We start from the raw sequence: 18,894 nt of genomic DNA on the forward strand, positions 1-18,894 counted from the left end.
TCGCCGGAGTCGCCACCCGTGCGGTCCGTGACGGTGACGACTGGATTGTCAACGGGCAGAAGGTGTGGACGTCGCAGGCGCAGCACGCGCAGATGGCCATCCTGGTCGCTCGCACCGATCCGAACGTGCCCAAGCACGCCGGTCTGACCTACTTTCTCTGCGACATGACGCAACCCGGTGTCGAGATCCGCCCGCTGCGCCAGATCACCGGCGAGGCCGAATTCAATGAGGTGTTCCTCACCGACGTCCGGGTTCCCGATGCGAATCGGCTTGGCCCCGAGGGCGGCGGATGGCGAGTTGCGACCACCACGCTCAACAACGAGCGCATCGCAATCGGCTCTCGCTCCGGCGTTCCGCGGGAAGGCGGCCATATCGGCAAGGTCACCACGGCCTGGCGCGACGAACCGGCGCTGCGTAACCCCGCTATGCACGACGAGCTGATGCGACTGTGGGTCGAGGCGGAAGTTCTTCGACTGAGCGGCGAGCGGTTGCGACAGCAGGCCGCCACCGGTCAGCCCGGGCCCGAAGGTGCCGGCATGAAAGTGGCGTTCGCCAAGCTGGCGCAGGCGATCTCGGGATTCGAGATCGAGTTGCACGGCGAAGCAGGGCTGCTCTACGACGACTGGACGATGCGCAGGCCCGAGACGGTCGATTTGGTCGGACGCGAGCCCGGCTACCGTTACCTGCGGGCGCGCGGCAACTCGATCGAGGGCGGCACGTCAGAAATCCTGCGCAACACGATCGCCGAGCGGATCCTGGGCCTGCCGGGTGAACATCGCGCCGACAAAGACGCCGCCTGGAAGGACCTGCCCCGATGAGCGCACACACCGGCGACTTGCTGTACTCCGACACCGAAGAAGCACTGCGGTCAAGCGTCCGACAGCTGTTCGCCGAGCGGTGTCCGCCGGAATCGGTGACGCACGTATACGACCGTGAACCACAAGACTTTTCGGGCGTTTGGCGCACGCTGGCCATCGAATTGGGGGTGGCCGGTCTGCTGGTTCCCGAGTCGCTGGGCGGCGCCGGCGCGAGCGCCCGCGAAGTCGCGGTCGTGATGGAGGAGATCGGCCGGGCCGTCGCGCCGGTGCCGTTCTTGTCGAGCGCGGTGCTGGCCACGCTCGCGCTGTTGCGCGCCGGTGACACCGAGACCGTGCCGGCGCTGGCTCAAGGCGAACTGACGGCGGCGCTGGTGGTACCGCTGTCCAGCGCGCCGGGCGATCCGGTCACCGGTGTCAGCGGCGGCGCCGACGGGCTGAGCGGCTCGGTCAGCAGCGTTGCCGGCGCCGAGACCGCCGATGTGCTGGTGGTTCCGGTCACCGGGCGAGACGGGCTCGAGTTACACACCGTCAGCCGCGCCGCACCCGGCGTGCGGATTTCACCGCTGCTCGCCTTGGACATGACCAGACCCCTTGCCGCCGTGTCGTTTTCGGGCACGGCGTCGTCGCGTGTCGGGCTGGGCGACGAGCCGGTCACCGACGCCCTGCTGGCCGGGGCGGCCCTGCTGGCATCCGAGCAACTCGGCGTCGCCCAATGGTGTTTCGAGACCACGCTGGAGTACGTCAGGCAACGCAGGCAGTTCGGCCGCACCATCGGCTCCTACCAGGCGATCAAGCACCGGTTGGCCGATCTGTGGTTCGAGGTCGGTGCGGCGACCGCCGCAGCCCGCTACGCGGCCGACACCTGCGCCCGCGGCGGCGACGACGCGCCCGCCGCGGCGGCCATCGCCCAGGCCTACTGCGGCGACGTCGCCGTGCACGCCGCCGAGGAGTGCATCCAGCTACATGGCGGCATCGGTATGACCTGGGAGTATCCCGCGCACCTGTACCTCAAGCGGGCCAAGAGTGACCAGTTGGCATTCGGCACCGGCTACCGTCACCGCGCCCGCCTGGCCGAGTTGGTGGACCTGCCGCCGTCTTGATGTTCGCGGCGCCCACCACTTGCGTGCCGGCGCCAGGCTTGGCCTCGTGGTGATTTTTACCCGCGTGCTGGTGAAAGTCGGCGACCGCACCCTCATTCGGCTGCGATGTTCGCCGTGGCAGCCGGCGTCGGGTGCGCCGCATGATCGGCGCCGACGATAGAGTTTGCCGACCACAGGCCTGGAAGTGGGAGCGGCGGATGCGAGTGTTGCTGTCGGCCTACGACTCGCGTGGCGGCGTCGCGCCGCTCGCCGCGCTCGCGGTGCAGTTGCGGGCGCTCGGCGTCGACGCGCGGGTCAGCGCGCCGCCGGATGCGGAATTCGTCGAACTGTTGGCCGGTGTCGGCGTGCCGCTGCTGCCCTTCGGCGAATCAATTCGGGCGATGAAAACCGGGGCCCTGCCGTCGGAGACGGACTTGCACCGGCAGTTGGACGGGTTGATGGCCGTGCAATTCGACACCGTGGCCGCGGCGGCCGAAGGGTGCGATGCGCTGGTGGTGGCGGGCTTCCCGCCCGCCGCGGCCGCCGCCCGATCGGTGACCGAAAGCTTGGGGATTCCCTACGTCTACGTGAGTTACCAGCCCACCATCCTGCCGTCGCCGCACTACCCGCCGCCCACCTATGCCAGTGCGCCGTTCCCGTTGGGCATGGCCGAAAACCGGCTGTTGTGGCAACTGGATGGCCGGCACTTGCAGGAGTTGTTCGGCGAGACGCTCAACGGTCACCGGGCGTCAATCGGGTTGCCGCCGCTGGACAACCTGCGCGACTACGCGCTGACCGACTGCCCGTGGTTGGCGACGGATCCAGTCCTGGACCCGTGGCGGCACCGCGGCGATCTCGATGTAGTCCAAACCGGCGCGTGGCTGCTGCTCGACGAACGCCCGCTGCCGGCCGAGTTGGCGGCCTTCCTCGACGCGGGTGACCCGCCGGTCTATGTGGGCTTCGGCAGCATGCCCATGCGCGCCTCAAAAGACGTCGCCTCCGCCGCCATCGAGGCGATCCGGGGCCAGGGCCATCGCGCCCTGGTCTCGCGCGGTTGGGCGGATCTGGACCTGATCGACGACCAGGACGACTGTCTGGCCGTGGGCGAGGTCAATCACCAGGCGCTGTTCGAACGCGTCGCCGCCGTGGTGCACCACGGCGGCGCGGGTACCACCACGACGGCCGCCCGGTTAGGCGCGCCGCAGGTGGTGGTGCCCCAGGGGGCCGATCAGCCCTATTGGGCGACCCGGGTGCGCGACTTGGGCATCGGCGCCGCCCATGACGGACCTGCCCCCACCACCGAGTCACTGTCCACCGCGCTCACGGCGGTGCTGACCGAACAGACCCGCGCACGGGCGAGTTCGGTGGCCGCCACGATCCGCACCGACGGCGTATCCGTGGCCGCAACGCTGCTGATGACTGTGCTAACGCGGTAGCGCCGCCGCGAACACCTCTGCCATCGCGTCCCAATGCCGCTCGGCCGCGGCCGGGTGATAAGGCCCGTTGTCCGGAACGGCGAATCCGTGTCCGGCCGAATACCACTCGATGGTGTGCTCGACGCCGGCCGCGGTCAGCGCCTTATCCAGTTGCTCGGCGTGATCGGCGGTGAACGAGGCGTCGTTCTGGGCGCCACCCACGTACACCCTGGCGCTCATCCGGTCGGCGAGCAGGTGCGGGCTGTCCTCGCCGTCGGTCACCAGGCCGCCGCCGTGGAAGGACGCCGCCGCGGCCACCCGGTCGGGCACCCGTCCCGCCACGATGAGCGAGGTCCGCCCGCCCATGCAGTAGCCGCACACCCCGAATCGCTCGCCGACCACCTCGGGTCGGGCGGCCAGATAGTCGAAGAACGCGCGGGCGTCGGCGGCCATCCGGTCCGGGGTGACAGTGCCGATCAAAGAAAACAGTCGCCCGCGTTCTTTCTGGTCGGCGAACACCGTCCCCATGTCGAACGGCGCCCAGTCGCCGCTGCGGTAGTAGACGTCCGGCAGCAGCACGGTGTAGCCGAACCCGGCCAGCTTGGCGGCCATCTGCTGGAACGTGTCCCGCACGCCGCCGGCATCGGGATACATCACCACACCAGGCCACGGGACTTGGGATTCCGGGCCGTCGGGGGTGAAGAGGTGCACCGTGCAGGTGCCATCGGCAGTGGTGACGACGTCAATGATGTTCGGCATGGCACCCGTTCTACTCCGCGTGCTTAGACGTATTCTTGCGGCGTGCCGATCGCGACCCCCTACGAGGACTTGCTCCGCCTGGTGCTCGATCAAGGAACGGCCAAATCCGACCGCACCGGCACCGGGACCCGCAGCCTGTTCGGTCAGCAACTGCGCTATGACCTGTCGGCCGGATTCCCGCTGATCACCACCAAAAAGGTGCACCTCAAATCGGTGATCTACGAATTGCTGTGGTTTCTGCGCGGCGACTCCAACGTCAGCTGGCTACATGAGCACGGAGTCACCATCTGGGACGAATGGGCAAGTGCCACAGGAGATCTCGGTCCGATCTATGGGGTGCAGTGGCGATCCTGGCCGACGCCGTCGGGTGAGCACATCGATCAGATCAGCGCGGCCCTGGATCTGTTGCGGACCGACCCCGACTCGCGGCGCATCATCGTGTCCGCCTGGAACGTCGGCGACATCCCGCAGATGGCACTGCCGCCGTGTCACGCGTTCTTTCAGTTCTACGTCGCCGACGGCCGGCTGAGCTGCCAGCTTTACCAGCGCAGCGCCGACCTGTTTCTGGGCGTGCCGTTCAACATCGCCAGCTACGCATTGCTGACCCACATGATGGCCGCCCAGTCCGGCCTCGAGGTCGGCGAGTTCGTGTGGACGGGTGGGGACTGCCACATCTATCACAACCATCTCGAACAGGTACGCCTACAGCTGAGCCGCGAGCCCCGGCCGTATCCGGAACTCGTTCTGGCCGAGAGGGATTCGATCTTCGATTACAGTTACGACGACGTCGTCGTAAAGAACTACGACCCACATCCGGCGATCAAAGCCCCCGTCGCTGTATGAGGCACGCCGGCGCCGATGCCGGCGCGGTCGGTGTGCCAGCCGGGATCAAGGAGTACCGCGTATGACTGAGGTAGGCCTGGTGTGGGCTCAGTCGACCTCCGGCGTCATCGGACGTGGTGGCGGCATTCCGTGGACCGTGCCGGAAGACCTGACCCGGTTCAAAGAGGTGACCATCGGGCACCCGGTGATCATGGGCAGGCGGACGTGGGATTCGTTACCGGCGAAGGTGCGCCCCCTGCCGGGCCGCCGCAACATCGTCGTGTCCCGCGATACCCGCTGCGTGGCCGATGGGGCGCAGGCGGTCGGGTCGGTCGAGGCGGCCCTTGCCCACATCGAGGGCGAACCCGAGGCGTGGGTCATCGGCGGCGAGCAGATCTATTTACTAGCCCTGCCGCACGCCACGCGCTGCGAGGTCACCGAGATCGAAATCGATTTGCGGCGCGACGACGACGACGCGTTGGCACCGGCCCTGGACGACACCTGGGTGGGTGAGACGGGGGAGTGGCTGGCGAGCCGCTCGGGGCTGCGGTACCGCTTCCACAGCTACCGTCGGGGAGCCTGCGCACCTGTTCGGACGAACCGCCCGACCTGACATACTCGGACGCGGGGGTCGGTATGCACAGGCTCAACCGGTCGTTTGGAGAGAGAAGGGGGAATTGGCAGTGATAACCGAACCCGTGAAGACGTTCTCTCGAAAATTCATGGGCTACGACTCGGCCGCGGTTGACGCCCACGTCGAGATGCTGACCGCCAAGCAGCAGCTACTGCTTGACGACGTGGAGAGCTTGAGGGCCCGGCTGCAGGAATCCGCCGATCAAACCGCGGCGCTGCGTAAGGAAGTGGCCGTCCTGACCGACACTTCGCCCTCGCCGCACGCGGTGCAACAGCGGATGTCGAAAATGCTGAGCCGCGCGGTCGACGAGGTGGCCGAGATGCAGGCCGAAGCTCGGGCCGAAGCGGATGCGCTGATCGCGGCGGCCGAGGCCGAAGCCGAGGCCGCGGAGCGAAAGCGCGACGAGGTGCTCGCCGACATGGCCGCGCAGCAAAAGGCGCTGGAAGCCGAGTACGAGGAGACCAAGGAAAAGCTCGACGCCGAACTGGCCGAAATGCGTGCCGAAACCCAATCGGCGATCGAGGAGGCGCGCCGAGAGGCCGAGCAGGAGTGCGAGCAGCTGCTCGGTGACGCGAAACAGGGCGCCGATCATTACCGGGAGAAGGCTCGGCGCGCTGTGGAGGACGCGGCGGCGCAGCGAATCAAGATCCTCGAGCAGTTGATGACTGTGTATCGCGAGCTCGGCGACGTTCCGAAAGCGCTTGAGGCGGCGTATGCGGAACAAAACGATGCGGCCGAGGACGGCGTCTTGAAGCCGCTGGACCGCACGGCCCGGGCGGGATGAGTCCGCGCTAGCCTCGCCGCCGAGGGCTGCCCGACGGAGCGGTATTCTCGGCGCCGTGTCGACCCGCAGGCTATCGGCCGCCCAAGCCCGGCGGATAGCCGTTGCGGCCCAAGGTTTTAGCGAGCCCCGCCCCGGTGGCGAGATCACCCGGGCGCATCTAAGGCGCTTGATCTCGAGGATCCAAGTGCTGCAACTGGATTCGGTGTCGGTGGCGGTGCGTGCGCACTACGCTCCGGTGTTCAGCCGGCTCGGTCCCTACGACCGTGACGTGCTCGACCGCGCCGCCTGGGGTCCGCGGTCGTCGCGGCTGCTGGCCGAATATTGGGCGCACGAGGCCGCGCTGATGGCCGTCGAGGACTGGCCACTGTTGCGCTGGCGGATGCGCGAGTACCGGCACGGCCGGTGGGGGAGACACATCGTCAAGGCCAATCCGCGGCTGGCCGACGAGATCGTGGCCGCCATCGCCGAACTCGGGCCCAGCACCGCGGGGCAGATCGAAGCGCATCTGGCCGCCGAGCCGCGGCGCAAGAAGGGCACCTGGTGGACGCGCAGCGACACCAAGTGGGTGGCCGAGGCGCTGTTTTCGTCCGGGGTGCTCACCACCGCCACCCGGGTGGGATTCGCTCGTCACTACGACCTGGTGGAGCGGGTGCTGCCGGCCCGGGTGCTGGCCCGCGAGGTCGACGACGACGAGGCGATCCGCGAACTCTCGCTGCGGGCCGCCACCGCGCTGGGCGTGGGCACCGAGGCCGACATCCGCGACTACTTCCGGCTGTCGGCCGCTCAGGTCAAGCCGGCGATCGCCGCGTTGGTGGCCGACGGCGAACTCGAGCCCGTCGAGGTCGAGAGTTGGTCCGCACCAGCCTATCTGCGATCCGGCCGGACCGTGCCGCGGCTGGACCGTGGCACCGCCCTGCTGTGTCCGTTCGACCCGTTGATCTTCTTTCGGCCCCGGGTGGAGCGGTTGTTCGAATTCCATTACCGCATAGAGATTTACACCCCGGCCGCCAAGCGGCAGTACGGCTACTATGTGTGGCCGCTGCTGATGGACGGGCGCCTGGTGGCGCGGGTCGACCTCAAGGCCGACCGCGCCGCCAATTCGCTGCGTGTGCTCGGCGCATTCGGCGAACCCGATACGTCCAGGTCCCGCGTCGCCGCGGCGCTGGCCGGTGAACTGGCATCCATGGCGTCCTGGCTGGGGTTGGGCGGGTTCAGTGTCGCCGGGCGCGGTGATCTGTCCGGCGAACTGCGCACGGCGGCCAAGCGGGTCAGCTGATGCCGGCGTCGACGCCCAAGGAGCTCAAAGCCACGCTGTGGAAGGCCGCCGAGTAGGTGCGCGGCTCGCTGTCGGCCGGTCAGTACAAGGACGTGATCCTTGGGGTTGGTGTTCCTCAAGCACAACTCTGGACGTCTGGGTTCGCGACGTCCGCCGCCTGAGCCCTGCGGCGCTGCGGACCATCACCGGTGCGCTGTGCCACGCGCGCCGCACCGAAAACACGCGGTTGGCCGGATTGCGTGATGCGCTACTGCCGTTGCTGGTCTGCGGCAAGGTGCGGGTCAGGGACGCTGCCGCGCCCCTCAGGCTTTAAGGTGAGCGCCGTGGCCGAGATCGCTCCGCTGCGCGTGCAACTGATCGCCAAGACCGACTTCTTGGCGCCCCCGGACGTGCCGTGGAGCACCGACGCCGACGGCGGCTCCGCGCTGGTCGAGTTCGCCGGCCGGGCCTGCTATCAGAGCTGGTCGAAACCCAATCCCAGAACCGCGACCAACGCCGGCTACATCAGCCACATCATCGACGTCGGCCACTTCTCGGTGCTCGAACACGCGAGTGTGTCGTTTTACATCACCGGCATCTCGCGATCGTGCACCCACGAGCTCATCCGGCATCGGCATTTTTCCTATTCGCAGCTGTCGCAGCGCTACGTCCCCGAGCAGGACTCGCACGTCGTGGTGCCGCCGGGCATGGAGGACGATCCGGAACTTCAGCAAATCCTGGCCGCGGCCGCCGACGCCAGCCGCGCCACCTACACCGAGCTGTTGACGAAGCTGGAAGCGAAGTTCACGGCGGGTGAGCCCGGCGAAAAGCTGGGAGTCCTGCGGCGTAAACAGGCCCGCCAGGCCGCCCGGGCGGTGCTGCCCAACGCCACCGAAACCCGCATCGTCGTGACGGGCAATTACCGGGCGTGGCGCCACTTCATCGCCATGCGGGCCAGCGAGCACGCCGACGTGGAAATCCGGCGGCTGGCCATCGAATGCCTGCGCCAGCTGGCCGGCGTGGCGCCCGCGGTGTTCGCCGACTTCGAGATCTCCACCTTGGCCGACGGCACCGAGGTCGCCACCAGCCCATTGGCCACCGAAGCCTGACCGGCCGCCGCGCCGCGCCGCGCGTCTACGTGGGTGCTAAATACCTTGCCGCCGCCAGGTAACCTGAACACCGTGAGCACGGTCGGATTCGACGCCCCAGCGCGGTTGGGAACCGTGCTGACCGCAATGGTCACACCGTTTGCATCCGACGGCTCCCTTGACACCGCTGCGGCCGCACAGCTGGCCAATCGCCTCGTCGACGCGGGTTGTGACGGACTGGTGGTCTCCGGGACGACCGGAGAATCCCCGACGACCACGGACGACGAGAAGCGCGAGCTGTTGCGCGTCGTGCTGGAGGCGGTCGGCGACCGGGCCCGCGTCATCGCCGGCGCTGGCACCTATGACACCGCGCACAGCGTCCGGCTGGCCAAGGCCTGCGCGGCCGAGGGCGCTCACGGGCTGCTGGTGGTCACGCCGTATTACTCGAAGCCTCCGCAGACCGGGTTGATCGCCCACTTCACCACCGTCGCCGACGCGACCGAGTTGCCGGTGGTGCTCTACGACATCCCGCCACGTGCGGTGATACCGATCCAGCCCGAGACCATCCGCACGCTGGCCGCCCACCCGAACATCGTCGGAATCAAAGACGCCAAGGCCGACCTGCACAGCGGCGGCCAGATCATCGCCGAGACCGGTCTGGTCTACTACTCCGGAGACGACGCGCTGAACCTGCCCTGGCTGGCCATGGGCGCCATCGGCTTCATCAGCGTGATTTCTCACGTGGCGGCCGGACAGCTCCGAGAGATGTTGTCCGCCTTCGGCTCCGGGGACATCGCCACCGCCCGCAAGATCAACGCCAACCTCGCCCCGCTGTGCGATGCGATGGGCCGGCTGGGCGGGGTGACCATGTCCAAGGCCGGGTTGCGTTTGCAGGGCTTCGACGCCGGCGATCCGCGGTTGCCGCAAATGCCCGCGACGCCACAGCAAATCGAGACGCTGGCCGCCGACATGCGTGCGGCCTCCGTCCTCCGGTGACCCAGAGGGTGTCCGAGAAGTGGATGTAGACCTCACCCCGCCAGGCCCTTTGGCCACGGGAGGGTTGCGGGTCACAGCACTGGGCGGCATCAGCGAAATCGGCCGCAACATGACCGTTTTCGAGCATCTGGGCCGGCTGCTGATCATCGACTGCGGGGTGATGTTTCCCACCCACGACGAGCCCGGGGTCGATCTGATCCTGCCGGACCTGCGCCATATCGAGGATCGGCTCGACGAGATCGAGGCGCTGGTGCTCACCCATGCCCACGAGGACCACATCGGCGGCATTCCGTTCCTGCTCAAGCTGCGCCCCGACATCCCGGTGGTCGGTTCGAAGTTCACCCTGGCGCTGGTCGCCGCGAAGTGCCGGGAACACCGACTCAAGCCGGTGTTCGTCGAGGTGAGCGAGGGCCAGAAGAGCACCCACGGCGTGTTCGAGTGCGAATACTTCGCCGTCAACCACTCCATTCCCGATGCGCTGGCGATCGCCGTGCGTACCGGTGCCGGAACGATTCTGCACACCGGTGACATCAAGCTCGACCAGCTTCCGCTGGACGGGCGGCCGACCGACCTGCCCGGCATGTCCCGGCTCGGCGACGCCGGGGTGGACCTGTTCCTGTGCGACTCGACCAATTCCGAGTTACCCGGCGTCGGGCCGTCGGAAAGCGAAGTGGGCCCGACGCTGCACCGGTTGATCCGCGGCGCCGACGGCCGCGTCATAGTGGCGTGCTTCGCGTCCAACGTCGACCGGGTGCAGCAAATCATCGATGCCGCAGTGGCACTAGGCCGGCGGGTGTCGTTCGTCGGCCGATCCATGGTGCGCAACATGGGCATCGCCCGCGAGCTCGGATTCCTGCGGGTGGCGGACTCCGACGTGATCGACATCGGTGCCGCTGAGATGATGCCGCCCGACCGGGTGGTGCTGATCACCACCGGCACCCAGGGCGAGCCGATGTCGGCGCTGTCGCGGATGTCGCGCGGCGAGCATCGCAGCATCACGCTGACCGCGGGGGACCTGGTGGTGTTGGCGTCGTCGCTGATCCCGGGCAACGAGGAAGCGGTCTACGGCGTCATCGACGAACTCGCCAAGATCGGCGCCCGCGTTGTCACCAATGCCCAAGCGCGCGTTCATGTTTCCGGACATGCCTACGCCGGTGAACTGTTGTTCCTGTACAACGGCATTCGGCCGCGCCATGTCATGCCCGTGCACGGGACGTGGCGGATGCTGCGCGCCAACTCCAAGCTGGCGGCCCGTACCGGGGTGCCGGAGGAGTCAATCCTGTTGGCCGAGAACGGGGTGAGCGTCGATCTGGTCGCGGGCAAGGCGTCGATCGCCGGCGCGGTGCCGGTCGGCAAGATGTTCGTGGACGGCCTGATCGACGGCGACGTCGGCGACATCACCCTGGGCGAACGGCTGATCCTGTCGTCGGGGTTCGTGGCGGTGACCGTGGTGGTCAAGCGCGGCACCGGACGTGCGATCGGCCCACCGCACCTGTATTCGCGCGGATTCTCCGAAGATCCCAAGGCGCTCGAGCCCGCTGTGCGCAGGGTCGAGGCAGAACTGGAAGCGCTGGTGGCCGAGCAGATCACCGACCCGAGCCGCATCGCCCAGGGCGTGCGGCGCACCGTCGGCAAGTGGGTCGGCGAAACCTTCCGTCGTCAGCCGATGATCGTGCCGACCGTCATCGAGGTCTAGGTCTTCTCGGCGTAGGCCGACCACTCCAGCTGCGAGGCTTTGAGTTTGCGGCCGGTGGGCTCGACATAGCGGTGGGCGAGTTCATCGGGACCGGCCTGCTCGATCAGTCGCCAACCGTACTCGCCGAGGAACGCGGCGACCTCGTCCGGCTGCAACCCAAAATGCCATAGCTGCCGGCGCTGCCGCACGGTGCGGTACAGCGTGCGGGTGCCATACCGGTTGGTGCCGTCGATGAAATCCCTACGGACGTAGGTGAACACCAAACGGCTGCCGGGCGCCGCCGCGCGCAGGCCGTCGAGCGTGCGTCGCACGGTGGCTTCGGTGAGGTATTGGGTGACGCCCTCGCAGATGAAGAACACCCGGTAGTCGGTGCGATAACCGTGCTCGGCGAGCGCGGTGAGCAGGTCGTCATGCTCGAGGTTCAACGCCACCAACCGAACCGACAGTGGCAGCTCCCCGAGCACCCGGCGGATCGTCTTGAACTTCCTGGCGACGTTCACCGGCAGGTCGACCTCGAACACCGGGATGCGGACCCGTCGCGTCAGCTGGTAAGCGCGGGTGTCCAGCCCCGCCCCGAGGATGACGACGGCGTTGATGTCGTCCAGCGACTCCTTGAGCTTGTCCGCGATAAAACGCTTGCGGCAGGCCAGGTTTGCCCACAACCCCGGACCGGTGAACTCCGAGCCCTGGATCATCAGCCGGCGCACCGGCGCGAATCGGGTCGCGCCAACCAGCCAGCGCAGCCCGGTGGGCAAGAAGAGCTCGGCGAAGTCGTCGTCGACCAGGCGCCGTCCGGGCGGCTCGTTCTGCTCGACGGCGGCCAGCACCATGGGGCCAAATGCCGTCTGCGCAACCGGGTTTCGTGCCATAGCAGCTACTTGTTCAAGAATCCCGCATCGACGGGCAACGTCACACCGGTGATGTAGCGGGCCTGGTCGGACACCAGCCACGCCACCGCGTTGGCGATGTCTTCGACATCCAGCACCTCCACCGGCATGGCATTGCCCATGGCGCCGGGTATGTCGGTCGCCGCGGCCATCTTGGCCAGCCATTGCCGGGTGAACTCGTTGTTGATCATCGGAGTCTCTACGCCGGACGGATGGATGGAATTGACTCGAATCATCTGCCCGGCAAGCAGATTCGCGTAGACCCGCATCAGCCCGACCACACCGTGCTTGGCGGCGGCGTAGCCGACCGAACCGGCGTCCGAACTGCCGACACCGGCCAGCCCCGCGCTCGAACTGATCAGCACGATCGACCCGCCGGCGCCCTGCTTGACCATGGTGGGTATCGCGACCTTGATGGTGTGGTAGACGCCGGTGAGGTTGACGTCGATGACGTCGTGCCAGCCGTCGTCGCCGGATTGCATGGGTGCGATCCCGGCGTTAGCCACCACGATGTCGAGGCGGCCGAATTCATCGAGGCCGGCTTGCAATGCCGCGGACAGGGATTCGCGGTCGCGGACGTCGGCGCGAGAGGCCACGATGCGCGCGCCGGTTTCTTCCACCAGCTTCACGGTCGCCGTCAGGTCGTCGGGCGTGGCCAATGAGTAGGGGACGCTGGCGATCTGGTCGCACAGGTCGACGGCGATGATGTCGGCGCCGTCGGCGGCCAGTCGTACCGCGTGCGCGCGCCCCTGTCCGCGCGCGGCGCCGGTGATGAAGGCGACCTTGCCTTTCAGGGGACCTTGCGACGAGTGAGCCATCAGGGCCGCAACTGTCCTTTAGCCGGATCGCCCGCCAAGACCGGCTGCAGCATCTTGATGTCGGGAGCCCCGGCCAGGTGCTCACCGGCCGCGGTGAACATCTTGGTGACCGCGGGGGCGGTGCTGTGCGCCTTGAGTGCCTCCGCGTCGGCCCACTGCTCGACGAAGACGAAGGTCTCGTCCGACTGGTGCAGCGCGTACAGCTGGCAGCCCGGCTCGTCGTGCACTTCTTCGACCGCCCGCGTCAGGATGTCGCGAACGGCGTCCACCGACTCAGGTTTGACGGTCAGGGTGGCGACGACGACAACGGGCATTGATGGCCTCCTGGAGCGCTCTGGGATGGGTGACGAGCACGACTTCTCGCACCGAATGTCACCCTACTCACGCGATGCGGCTGCCGACCCGCCACGTGCCCGAGAAGCCGGATCGTTACCAGTGTGGCGGGTGGTGTAGATGATGTCGTTGCGACTACTCTTGCCGTCATGCCCAGTAAGACCGCCGCCCGCTCCGGAAGCCGAACGAGCAGGTCAAAGGCCACTTCGCGCGCCAGCGGGTCCCGGCGTGCGCGCCCTGCGGCGCCCCGCAAGAAGGTCAGCAAGCCGGCCCGGCGGCGTAGCCACGCGCCGCTGGTCGGGGCGGGGCTGACGTGCGGTCGGGCCATGCGCGCCATCTGGGTGATGGCCGCCCGCGGGACCGGCGGCGCGGCCCGGTCGATCGGGCGGGCCCACGACATCGATCCCGGACACCGCCGCGACGGGATCGCGCTGCTCTTGCTCGGGTTTTCCGTGGTGGTTGCGGCGAGCTCGTGGTTCCACGCCGCCGGGCCGGTCGGCGCGTGGGTGGACACCCTGCTGCGGACCTTCATCGGCGCGGGTGTGCTGGCGCTTCCGGTGGTGACCGCCGCGGTGGCGGTGACCCTGATGCGCACCGAGCCTGACCCGGACGTGCGCCCCAGGCTGATCCTGGGTGCCAGCTTGATCACCCTATCGGTGCTGGGTTTGCGCCACCTGTGGTCCGGTTCGCCGGGAGACCCGGAAGCGCGCCGTCGCGCGGCCGGTTTCATCGGCTTCGCCATCGGCGGGCCGCTCTCCGACGGGCTGACCCCCTGGATCGCCGCACCGCTGTTGTTCATCGGCTTCATGTTCGGCCTGTTGCTGCTGACCGGCACCACCATCCGGGAGGTGCCCGTGGTGATGCGGAACTTGTTCCACACCCGGTTCGTGGACGAGGACTACGACGACGAGCCCTACGACTACGCGGACGAGTTCGACGACGGAGTCGGGGACGGCCAAGACAACTACGACGCCGCTTCGGTCGCGGATAACGAGCCGCCGGCGTGGTCGCCGGACGACGACGCCCAGGCCGCGCTGCAGGACGACATTCCCACCGTGCCCGAGCCCGCCTTGCAACCAGGCTCAGAACCCGGAACCGTGCGCGGCCGCAAGCGCGGACGGTCGGCGGACAAGCAGGACACCATCGAGCTGGACCGGGTCGTTGAGGGTCCCTACGTGCTGCCGTCGCTGAGCCTGCTGGTGGCCGGGGACCCGCCCAAGAAGCGCAGCGCCGCCAACACCGTCATGGCCGATGCCATCTCCGAGGTGCTGACCCAGTTCAAGGTGGACGCGGCCGTGACCGGCTGCACCCGCGGGCCGACCGTCACCCGCTACGAGGTCGAGCTGGGACCGGGCGTGAAGGTCGAGAAGATCACCGCGCTGCAGAAGAACATCGCCTACGCGGTGGCCACCGAGAGTGTGCGCATGCTGGCGCCCATCCCGGGCAAGTCCGCGGTGGGCATCGAGGTGCCCAACACCGACCGGGAAATGGTGCGGCTGGCCGACGTGCTGACCGCGCCGTCGACCCGCCGCGACCACCACCCGCTGATCATCGGGCTGGGCAAGGACATCGAGGGCGACTTCATCTCGGCCAACCTGGCCAAGATGCCGCACCTGCTGGTGGCCGGCTCCACCGGATCCGGTAAGTCCAGCTTCGTCAACTCGATGCTGGTATCGCTGTTGGCCCGGGCCACCCCGGAAGAGGTCAGGATGATCCTGATCGACCCGAAGATGGTGGAACTCACGCCCTACGAAGGCATTCCGCATCTGATCACCCCGATCATCACCCAGCCCAAGAAAGCGGCGGCCGCGCTGGCGTGGCTGGTCGAGGAGATGGAGCAGCGCTACCAGGACATGCAGGCGTCCCGAGTGCGGCACATCGACGACTTCAACGAGAAAGTGCGATCCGGTGCCATCACCGCGCCGCTGGGCAGCCAGCGCGAATACCGGCCGTACCCGTATGTGGTGGCGATCGTCGACGAGCTCGCCGACCTGATGATGACCGCGCCCCGCGACGTCGAGGACGCCATCGTGCGGATCACCCAAAAGGCCCGTGCCGCAGGCATTCACCTGGTGCTGGCCACCCAACGTCCGTCCGTCGACGTCGTCACCGGCCTGATCAAGACCAACGTGCCGTCCCGGCTGGCGTTCGCCACGTCGTCGCTCACCGACAGCCGCGTGATCCTGGACCAGGCCGGCGCGGAGAAGCTGATCGGCATGGGCGACGGGCTGTTCCTGCCGATGGGCGCGGGCAAGCCGATCCGGCTGCAGGGCGCCTTCATCACCGACGAGGAGATCCAGGCAGTCGTCACCGCCTGCAAGGAGCAGGCCGAACCCGAGTACACCGAGGGCGTCACCGCCGCCAAGCCGACCGGCGAGCGCACCGATGTGGACCCGGACATCGGCGACGATATGGACGTGTTCTTGCAGGCCGTCGAGCTGGTGGTGTCCAGCCAGTTCGGCTCGACCTCGATGCTGCAGCGCAAGCTGCGGGTGGGCTTCGCCAAGGCCGGCCGGCTGATGGACCTGATGGAGACCCGCGGCATCGTCGGTCCGAGCGAAGGCTCCAAGGCGCGCGAGGTGCTGATCAAGCCGGACGAGTTGGCTGGAACCCTGGCGTTGATCCGGGGCGGCAGCGACGCCGACGGGGGCGACCCCGAGGACTAGCGCCGGGCTGATGGCGGCGACCCGTCTCCCGCAAGCGGGAGGTGCCCCCGGCGCCCGGCTATGCCGCGCTTGCGATCACCACGGCCGCGCTTGCGATCGCCGCTAGAGCCTCAGCAGCATCCGCGAGTTGCCCAGAATGTTCGGCTTGACGTAGCTGAGGTCCAGGAATTCGGCGACACCAATGTCGTAGGAGCGGCACATCTCCTCGAACACCTCGGCCGTCACCGGAGTGCCCTCGATCTCGGTGAACCCGTGCTTGGCGAAGAACTCGGTTTCGAACGTCAACACGAACAGCCGCTTCAGCTGCAACTCGCGGGCGACTTCCAGCAGCCGATCGACGATCGCGTGGCCGATACCGTGGCCGGTCAGCGCCGGGTTGACCGCGACGGTACGCACCTCGCCGAGGTCGGACCACATAACGTGCAGCGCCCCGCAACCGACCACCTGGCCGTCCACCTCGGCCACCCAAAACTCTTGGACGGCCTCATAAAGCGTCACGAGGTTCTTCTCCAGCAGGATCTTTCCCGAGTAGGTGTCGACCAGATGCTTGATGGCCGGAACGTCGGACGTTCGCGCGCGCCGAACCAGCGGCCGATGACGCTGCGGACTTGTGCTCACGGCTAACAGTATCGGCATCACGAACGGCTGCGCTGGTCAACCGTTATTCTGTTGCCGTGTCGGGGCAGCCGCAGATAGGTCCGCTAGCAGGACCGTCAGGCCGCGCGAATATCGCCAACCTCGCCAATACGCTGACCCTGTTGCGTCTGGTGCTGGTGCCGATCTTCCTGCTCGCCCTGTTTGCCGGAGACGGCCATCAAACCGGCTTCCGGGTGGCGGCTTTCGTGATCTTCGCGTTCGCCTGCATCACCGATCGACTGGACGGCCTGCTGGCCCGCAACTACGGCATGGCGACCGAGTTCGGGGCGTTCGTCGATCCGATCGCGGACAAGACGCTGGTGGGTTCGGCGCTGATCGGGCTGTCCATGCTCGGTGAACTGCCCTGGTGGGTCACGGTGCTGATCCTGACTCGCGAAGTCGGGGTCACCGTGCTGCGGTTGGCCGTCATCCGGCGCGGCGTCATTCCGGCCAGCTGGGGCGGCAAACTCAAGACCGTGGTGCAGGTGCTGGCCATCGGACTGTTCGTGCTGCCTTGGGCAGCAACGCCCGGCCCGTTCCGGGTGGCCGCGGCGGTGGTGATGGGCGCGGCGATCGTGCTGACCGTGATCACCGGCATCGACTACGTGGTGTCGACCGTTCGGGAAGTGCGCCGCACGCCTGGCTGATTCTGACGGCAGAACGGGAACCAGACCACCGCCCTCGGCGTTCACCTAATGAGCACCTGCCGGATGCAAGCTGAGTACGCGCCGCGCAGGGCCCGACTGGACGAAGGAGGGCGGGATGCCGCCATTGGTGCGCGAGGTCATCGGCGACGTGCTGCGCGAGGCCCGCACGACACAGGGCCGGACGCTGCGCGAGGTGTCCGATTCGGCGCGGGTCAGCCTTGGATACCTGTCCGAGGTGGAGCGCGGCCGCAAGGAGCCGTCCAGCGAGCTGCTGAACGCGATCTGCGATGCGCTCGACGTCCCGTTGTCGTCGGTTCTCACCCACGCCGGCGAGCGGATGGCCAGCGAGGAGCGGGCGGCCGTCGGCGCGGCCACGGACGGGGCCAGCGGCACCAGCATCAAGGTCGTCATCCCGCCGGTGGCGTCATTGGCGCTGGCCTGAGCGCGCCCGGGATGGATCCCGCGTAAGGGGTGGGGCGATTGGCGTCGACCCACTAAATTGAGCGACAGGCGCCGAGCCCGTTTAGGCCCGTCCGGGGACCATCCGGATCCTCAAGAAGCGAAGGTGGAGCTAACTCATGGCCAATCCGTTCGTCAAGGCGTGGAAGTACCTCACGGCGCTGTTCAACGCCAAGATCGACGAGCACGCAGACCCCAAAGTGCAGATCCAGCAGGCCATCGAGGAAGCGCAACGCGCGCACCAGGCGCTGACCCAGCAAGCCGCGCAGGTCATCGGCAATCAGCGTCAACTCGAGATGCGGCTCAACCGTCAGCTGGCGGACGTGGAGAAGCTGCAGGTCAACGTGCGTCAGGCGTTGACGCTGGCCGACCAGGCCAGCGCGGCCGGTGACACCGCCAAGGCCACCGAGTACAACAACGCGGCCGAGGCGTTCGCCGCCCAACTGGTGACCGCCGAGCAAAGCGTCGAAGACCTCAAAACGCTGCACGACCAGGCGCTGGGCGCGGCCGCACAAGCCAAGAAGGCCGTCGAGCAGAACGCCATGGTGCTGCAGCAGAAGATCGCCGAGCGCACCAAGCTGCTCAGCCAGCTCGAGCAGGCCAAGATGCAGGAGCAGGTGAGCGCCTCGCTGCGGTCCATGAGCGAGCTCGCCGCCCCTGGCAACGTCCCCAGCCTGGACGAGGTACGCGACAAGATCGAGCGCCGCTACGCCAACGCGATCGGGGCCGCCGAGCTGGCACAGGGTTCGGTGCAGGGCAGGATGCTCGAGGTCGAGCAGGCCGGTGTACAGATGGCCGGCCATTCCCGGCTGGAGCAGATTCGCGCCTCGATGCGGGGCGAGGCGCTGCCGACCGGTGGGACGCCGGCCGCCGGCGCCACCCCCGCCACTCCCACCACCCCCGCGGAGAGCACCGGCGGCCAGGTCGCCGAGAAGCCGCTTGGCCAGTAGTCGAAGTGTCATGGCGGTGAAAGCAACACAGCCCGGTCCTTGGCGCGCCTTGCTGCACCACGGACTGGCCACCGCCGCCGACCTGTCCGACCTGGTGATCCGCAAGGTCAGTGCCGCCGCCGACCCGCGGGCGCGGCAGTTGCGCCGTCGTC

At 67.9% G+C, this 18,894-nt stretch carries 19 protein-coding genes and 2 pseudogenes; 16 read left to right on the top strand and 5 right to left on the bottom strand.

Features of this window, described 5'->3' with window-relative positions:
- The 3 genes from A5625_RS09875 to A5625_RS09885 form a co-directional block, all read left to right on the top strand.
- Window positions 1-818 (top strand): acyl-CoA dehydrogenase family protein (locus tag A5625_RS09875; RefSeq protein ID WP_066992258.1); only part of this gene is annotated, 818 nt, incomplete at its 5' end.
- Window positions 815-1,918, top strand: a complete 1,104-nt coding sequence (locus A5625_RS09880; RefSeq protein WP_066992261.1) for an acyl-CoA dehydrogenase family protein — start codon at window positions 815-817, stop codon at window positions 1,916-1,918. The genes A5625_RS09875 and A5625_RS09880, both read left to right, overlap by 4 nt.
- Before the next feature lie 197 nt (window positions 1,919-2,115).
- Window positions 2,116-3,333 carry a glycosyltransferase gene (locus A5625_RS09885; protein WP_066992263.1) on the top strand — a complete coding sequence of 406 codons (1,218 nt, stop codon included), beginning with the start codon at window positions 2,116-2,118 and terminating at the stop codon, window positions 3,331-3,333.
- Here A5625_RS09885 and A5625_RS09890 read toward each other — a convergent pair.
- Entirely contained in the window at window positions 3,322-4,071 is a 750-nt protein-coding gene (locus A5625_RS09890) for a dienelactone hydrolase family protein (RefSeq protein ID WP_066992266.1), read from the bottom strand. The two genes, A5625_RS09885 and A5625_RS09890, sit on opposite strands and share 12 nt — an antisense overlap.
- A gap of 42 nt (window positions 4,072-4,113) precedes the next feature.
- Between A5625_RS09890 and A5625_RS09895 the strand changes: the two genes are divergently transcribed.
- The 8 genes and pseudogenes from A5625_RS09895 to A5625_RS09925 all read left to right on the top strand — a co-directional run bounded on the left by A5625_RS09895 (window position 4,114) and on the right by A5625_RS09925 (window position 11,346).
- Window positions 4,114-4,914 carry a thymidylate synthase gene (locus tag A5625_RS09895; RefSeq protein ID WP_066992269.1) on the top strand — a complete coding sequence of 267 codons (801 nt, stop codon included), beginning with the start codon at window positions 4,114-4,116 and terminating at the stop codon, window positions 4,912-4,914.
- A 61-nt stretch (window positions 4,915-4,975) separates the two neighbouring features.
- On the top strand, window positions 4,976-5,506 hold the full coding sequence (locus tag A5625_RS09900) for a dihydrofolate reductase (protein ID WP_066992272.1): 531 nt from the start codon (window positions 4,976-4,978) through the stop codon (window positions 5,504-5,506).
- A 70-nt stretch (window positions 5,507-5,576) separates the two neighbouring features.
- Window positions 5,577-6,311, top strand: coding sequence for a cell division protein DivIVA (locus tag A5625_RS09905; protein WP_066992275.1), 735 nt, complete (start codon window positions 5,577-5,579; stop codon window positions 6,309-6,311).
- A 55-nt stretch (window positions 6,312-6,366) separates the two neighbouring features.
- Window positions 6,367-7,587: a winged helix-turn-helix domain-containing protein gene (locus A5625_RS09910; protein ID WP_066992278.1), complete on the top strand. Its 1,221-nt coding sequence runs from the start codon at window positions 6,367-6,369 to the stop codon at window positions 7,585-7,587.
- A 127-nt stretch (window positions 7,588-7,714) separates the two neighbouring features.
- Window positions 7,715-7,900, top strand: a pseudogene (locus tag A5625_RS30070) (restriction endonuclease subunit S); the annotation flags it as partial.
- Window positions 7,901-7,910: 10 nt separating this feature from the next.
- Window positions 7,911-8,675, top strand: a complete 765-nt coding sequence (gene thyX / locus A5625_RS09915; protein ID WP_066992302.1) for an FAD-dependent thymidylate synthase — start codon at window positions 7,911-7,913, stop codon at window positions 8,673-8,675.
- 72 nt (window positions 8,676-8,747) lie between these two features.
- Window positions 8,748-9,650 carry a 4-hydroxy-tetrahydrodipicolinate synthase gene (dapA, locus tag A5625_RS09920; RefSeq protein ID WP_066992280.1) on the top strand — a complete coding sequence of 301 codons (903 nt, stop codon included), beginning with the start codon at window positions 8,748-8,750 and terminating at the stop codon, window positions 9,648-9,650.
- 19 nt (window positions 9,651-9,669) lie between these two features.
- On the top strand, window positions 9,670-11,346 hold the full coding sequence (locus A5625_RS09925; protein WP_066992283.1) for a ribonuclease J: 1,677 nt from the start codon (window positions 9,670-9,672) through the stop codon (window positions 11,344-11,346).
- On the opposite strand, the gene A5625_RS09930 is transcribed toward A5625_RS09925, so the two are convergent.
- From A5625_RS09930 to A5625_RS09940, 3 genes are read right to left on the bottom strand one after another with little or no spacing between them, the layout of a single operon-like run.
- A complete protein-coding gene (locus A5625_RS09930; RefSeq protein ID WP_082984353.1) occupies window positions 11,343-12,215 on the bottom strand; it encodes an SAM-dependent methyltransferase in 873 nt (290 codons plus the stop codon). The genes A5625_RS09925 and A5625_RS09930 overlap by 4 nt on opposite strands.
- Window positions 12,216-12,220: 5 nt before the next feature.
- Window positions 12,221-13,051 (bottom strand): mycofactocin-coupled SDR family oxidoreductase, encoded by an 831-nt coding sequence (locus A5625_RS09935; protein ID WP_066992286.1) that lies wholly within the window; start codon window positions 13,049-13,051, stop codon window positions 12,221-12,223.
- Window positions 13,051-13,365 (bottom strand): putative quinol monooxygenase, encoded by a 315-nt coding sequence (locus A5625_RS09940; protein ID WP_066992289.1) that lies wholly within the window; start codon window positions 13,363-13,365, stop codon window positions 13,051-13,053. Before A5625_RS09940 ends, A5625_RS09935 begins: the two co-directional genes overlap by 1 nt.
- 168 nt (window positions 13,366-13,533) lie before the next feature.
- Between A5625_RS09940 and A5625_RS09945 the strand changes: the two genes are divergently transcribed.
- Entirely contained in the window at window positions 13,534-16,050 is a 2,517-nt protein-coding gene (locus A5625_RS09945; protein WP_197516040.1) for a DNA translocase FtsK, read from the top strand.
- Between the two features lie 102 nt (window positions 16,051-16,152).
- Here the strand turns inward: A5625_RS09945 and A5625_RS09950 are convergent, their stop codons facing one another.
- Window positions 16,153-16,686 carry an amino-acid N-acetyltransferase gene (locus A5625_RS09950; protein WP_066992293.1) on the bottom strand — a complete coding sequence of 178 codons (534 nt, stop codon included), beginning with the start codon at window positions 16,684-16,686 and terminating at the stop codon, window positions 16,153-16,155.
- A gap of 38 nt (window positions 16,687-16,724) precedes the next feature.
- Here A5625_RS09950 and pgsA point away from each other — a divergent pair, with 38 nt between their 5' ends.
- The 4 genes and pseudogenes from pgsA to A5625_RS29565 all read left to right on the top strand — a co-directional run.
- Window positions 16,725-17,333: a CDP-diacylglycerol--glycerol-3-phosphate 3-phosphatidyltransferase gene (gene pgsA, locus A5625_RS09955; protein WP_066992296.1), complete on the top strand. Its 609-nt coding sequence runs from the start codon at window positions 16,725-16,727 to the stop codon at window positions 17,331-17,333.
- Between the two features lie 115 nt (window positions 17,334-17,448).
- Window positions 17,449-17,775 (top strand): transcriptional regulator ClgR, encoded by a 327-nt coding sequence (gene clgR / locus A5625_RS09960; protein ID WP_007774977.1) that lies wholly within the window; start codon window positions 17,449-17,451, stop codon window positions 17,773-17,775.
- 136 nt (window positions 17,776-17,911) lie between these two features.
- Complete coding sequence (pspA, locus tag A5625_RS09965) at window positions 17,912-18,742, top strand: phage shock protein PspA (protein ID WP_066992299.1); 831 nt, start codon at window positions 17,912-17,914, stop codon at window positions 18,740-18,742.
- Between the two features lie 10 nt (window positions 18,743-18,752).
- Window positions 18,753-18,894: pseudogene (locus A5625_RS29565) on the top strand (hypothetical protein); the annotation flags it as partial.

This window comes from Mycobacterium sp. 1465703.0 (genome assembly GCF_001672975.1).
GTDB lineage: Bacteria > Actinomycetota > Actinomycetes > Mycobacteriales > Mycobacteriaceae > Mycobacterium.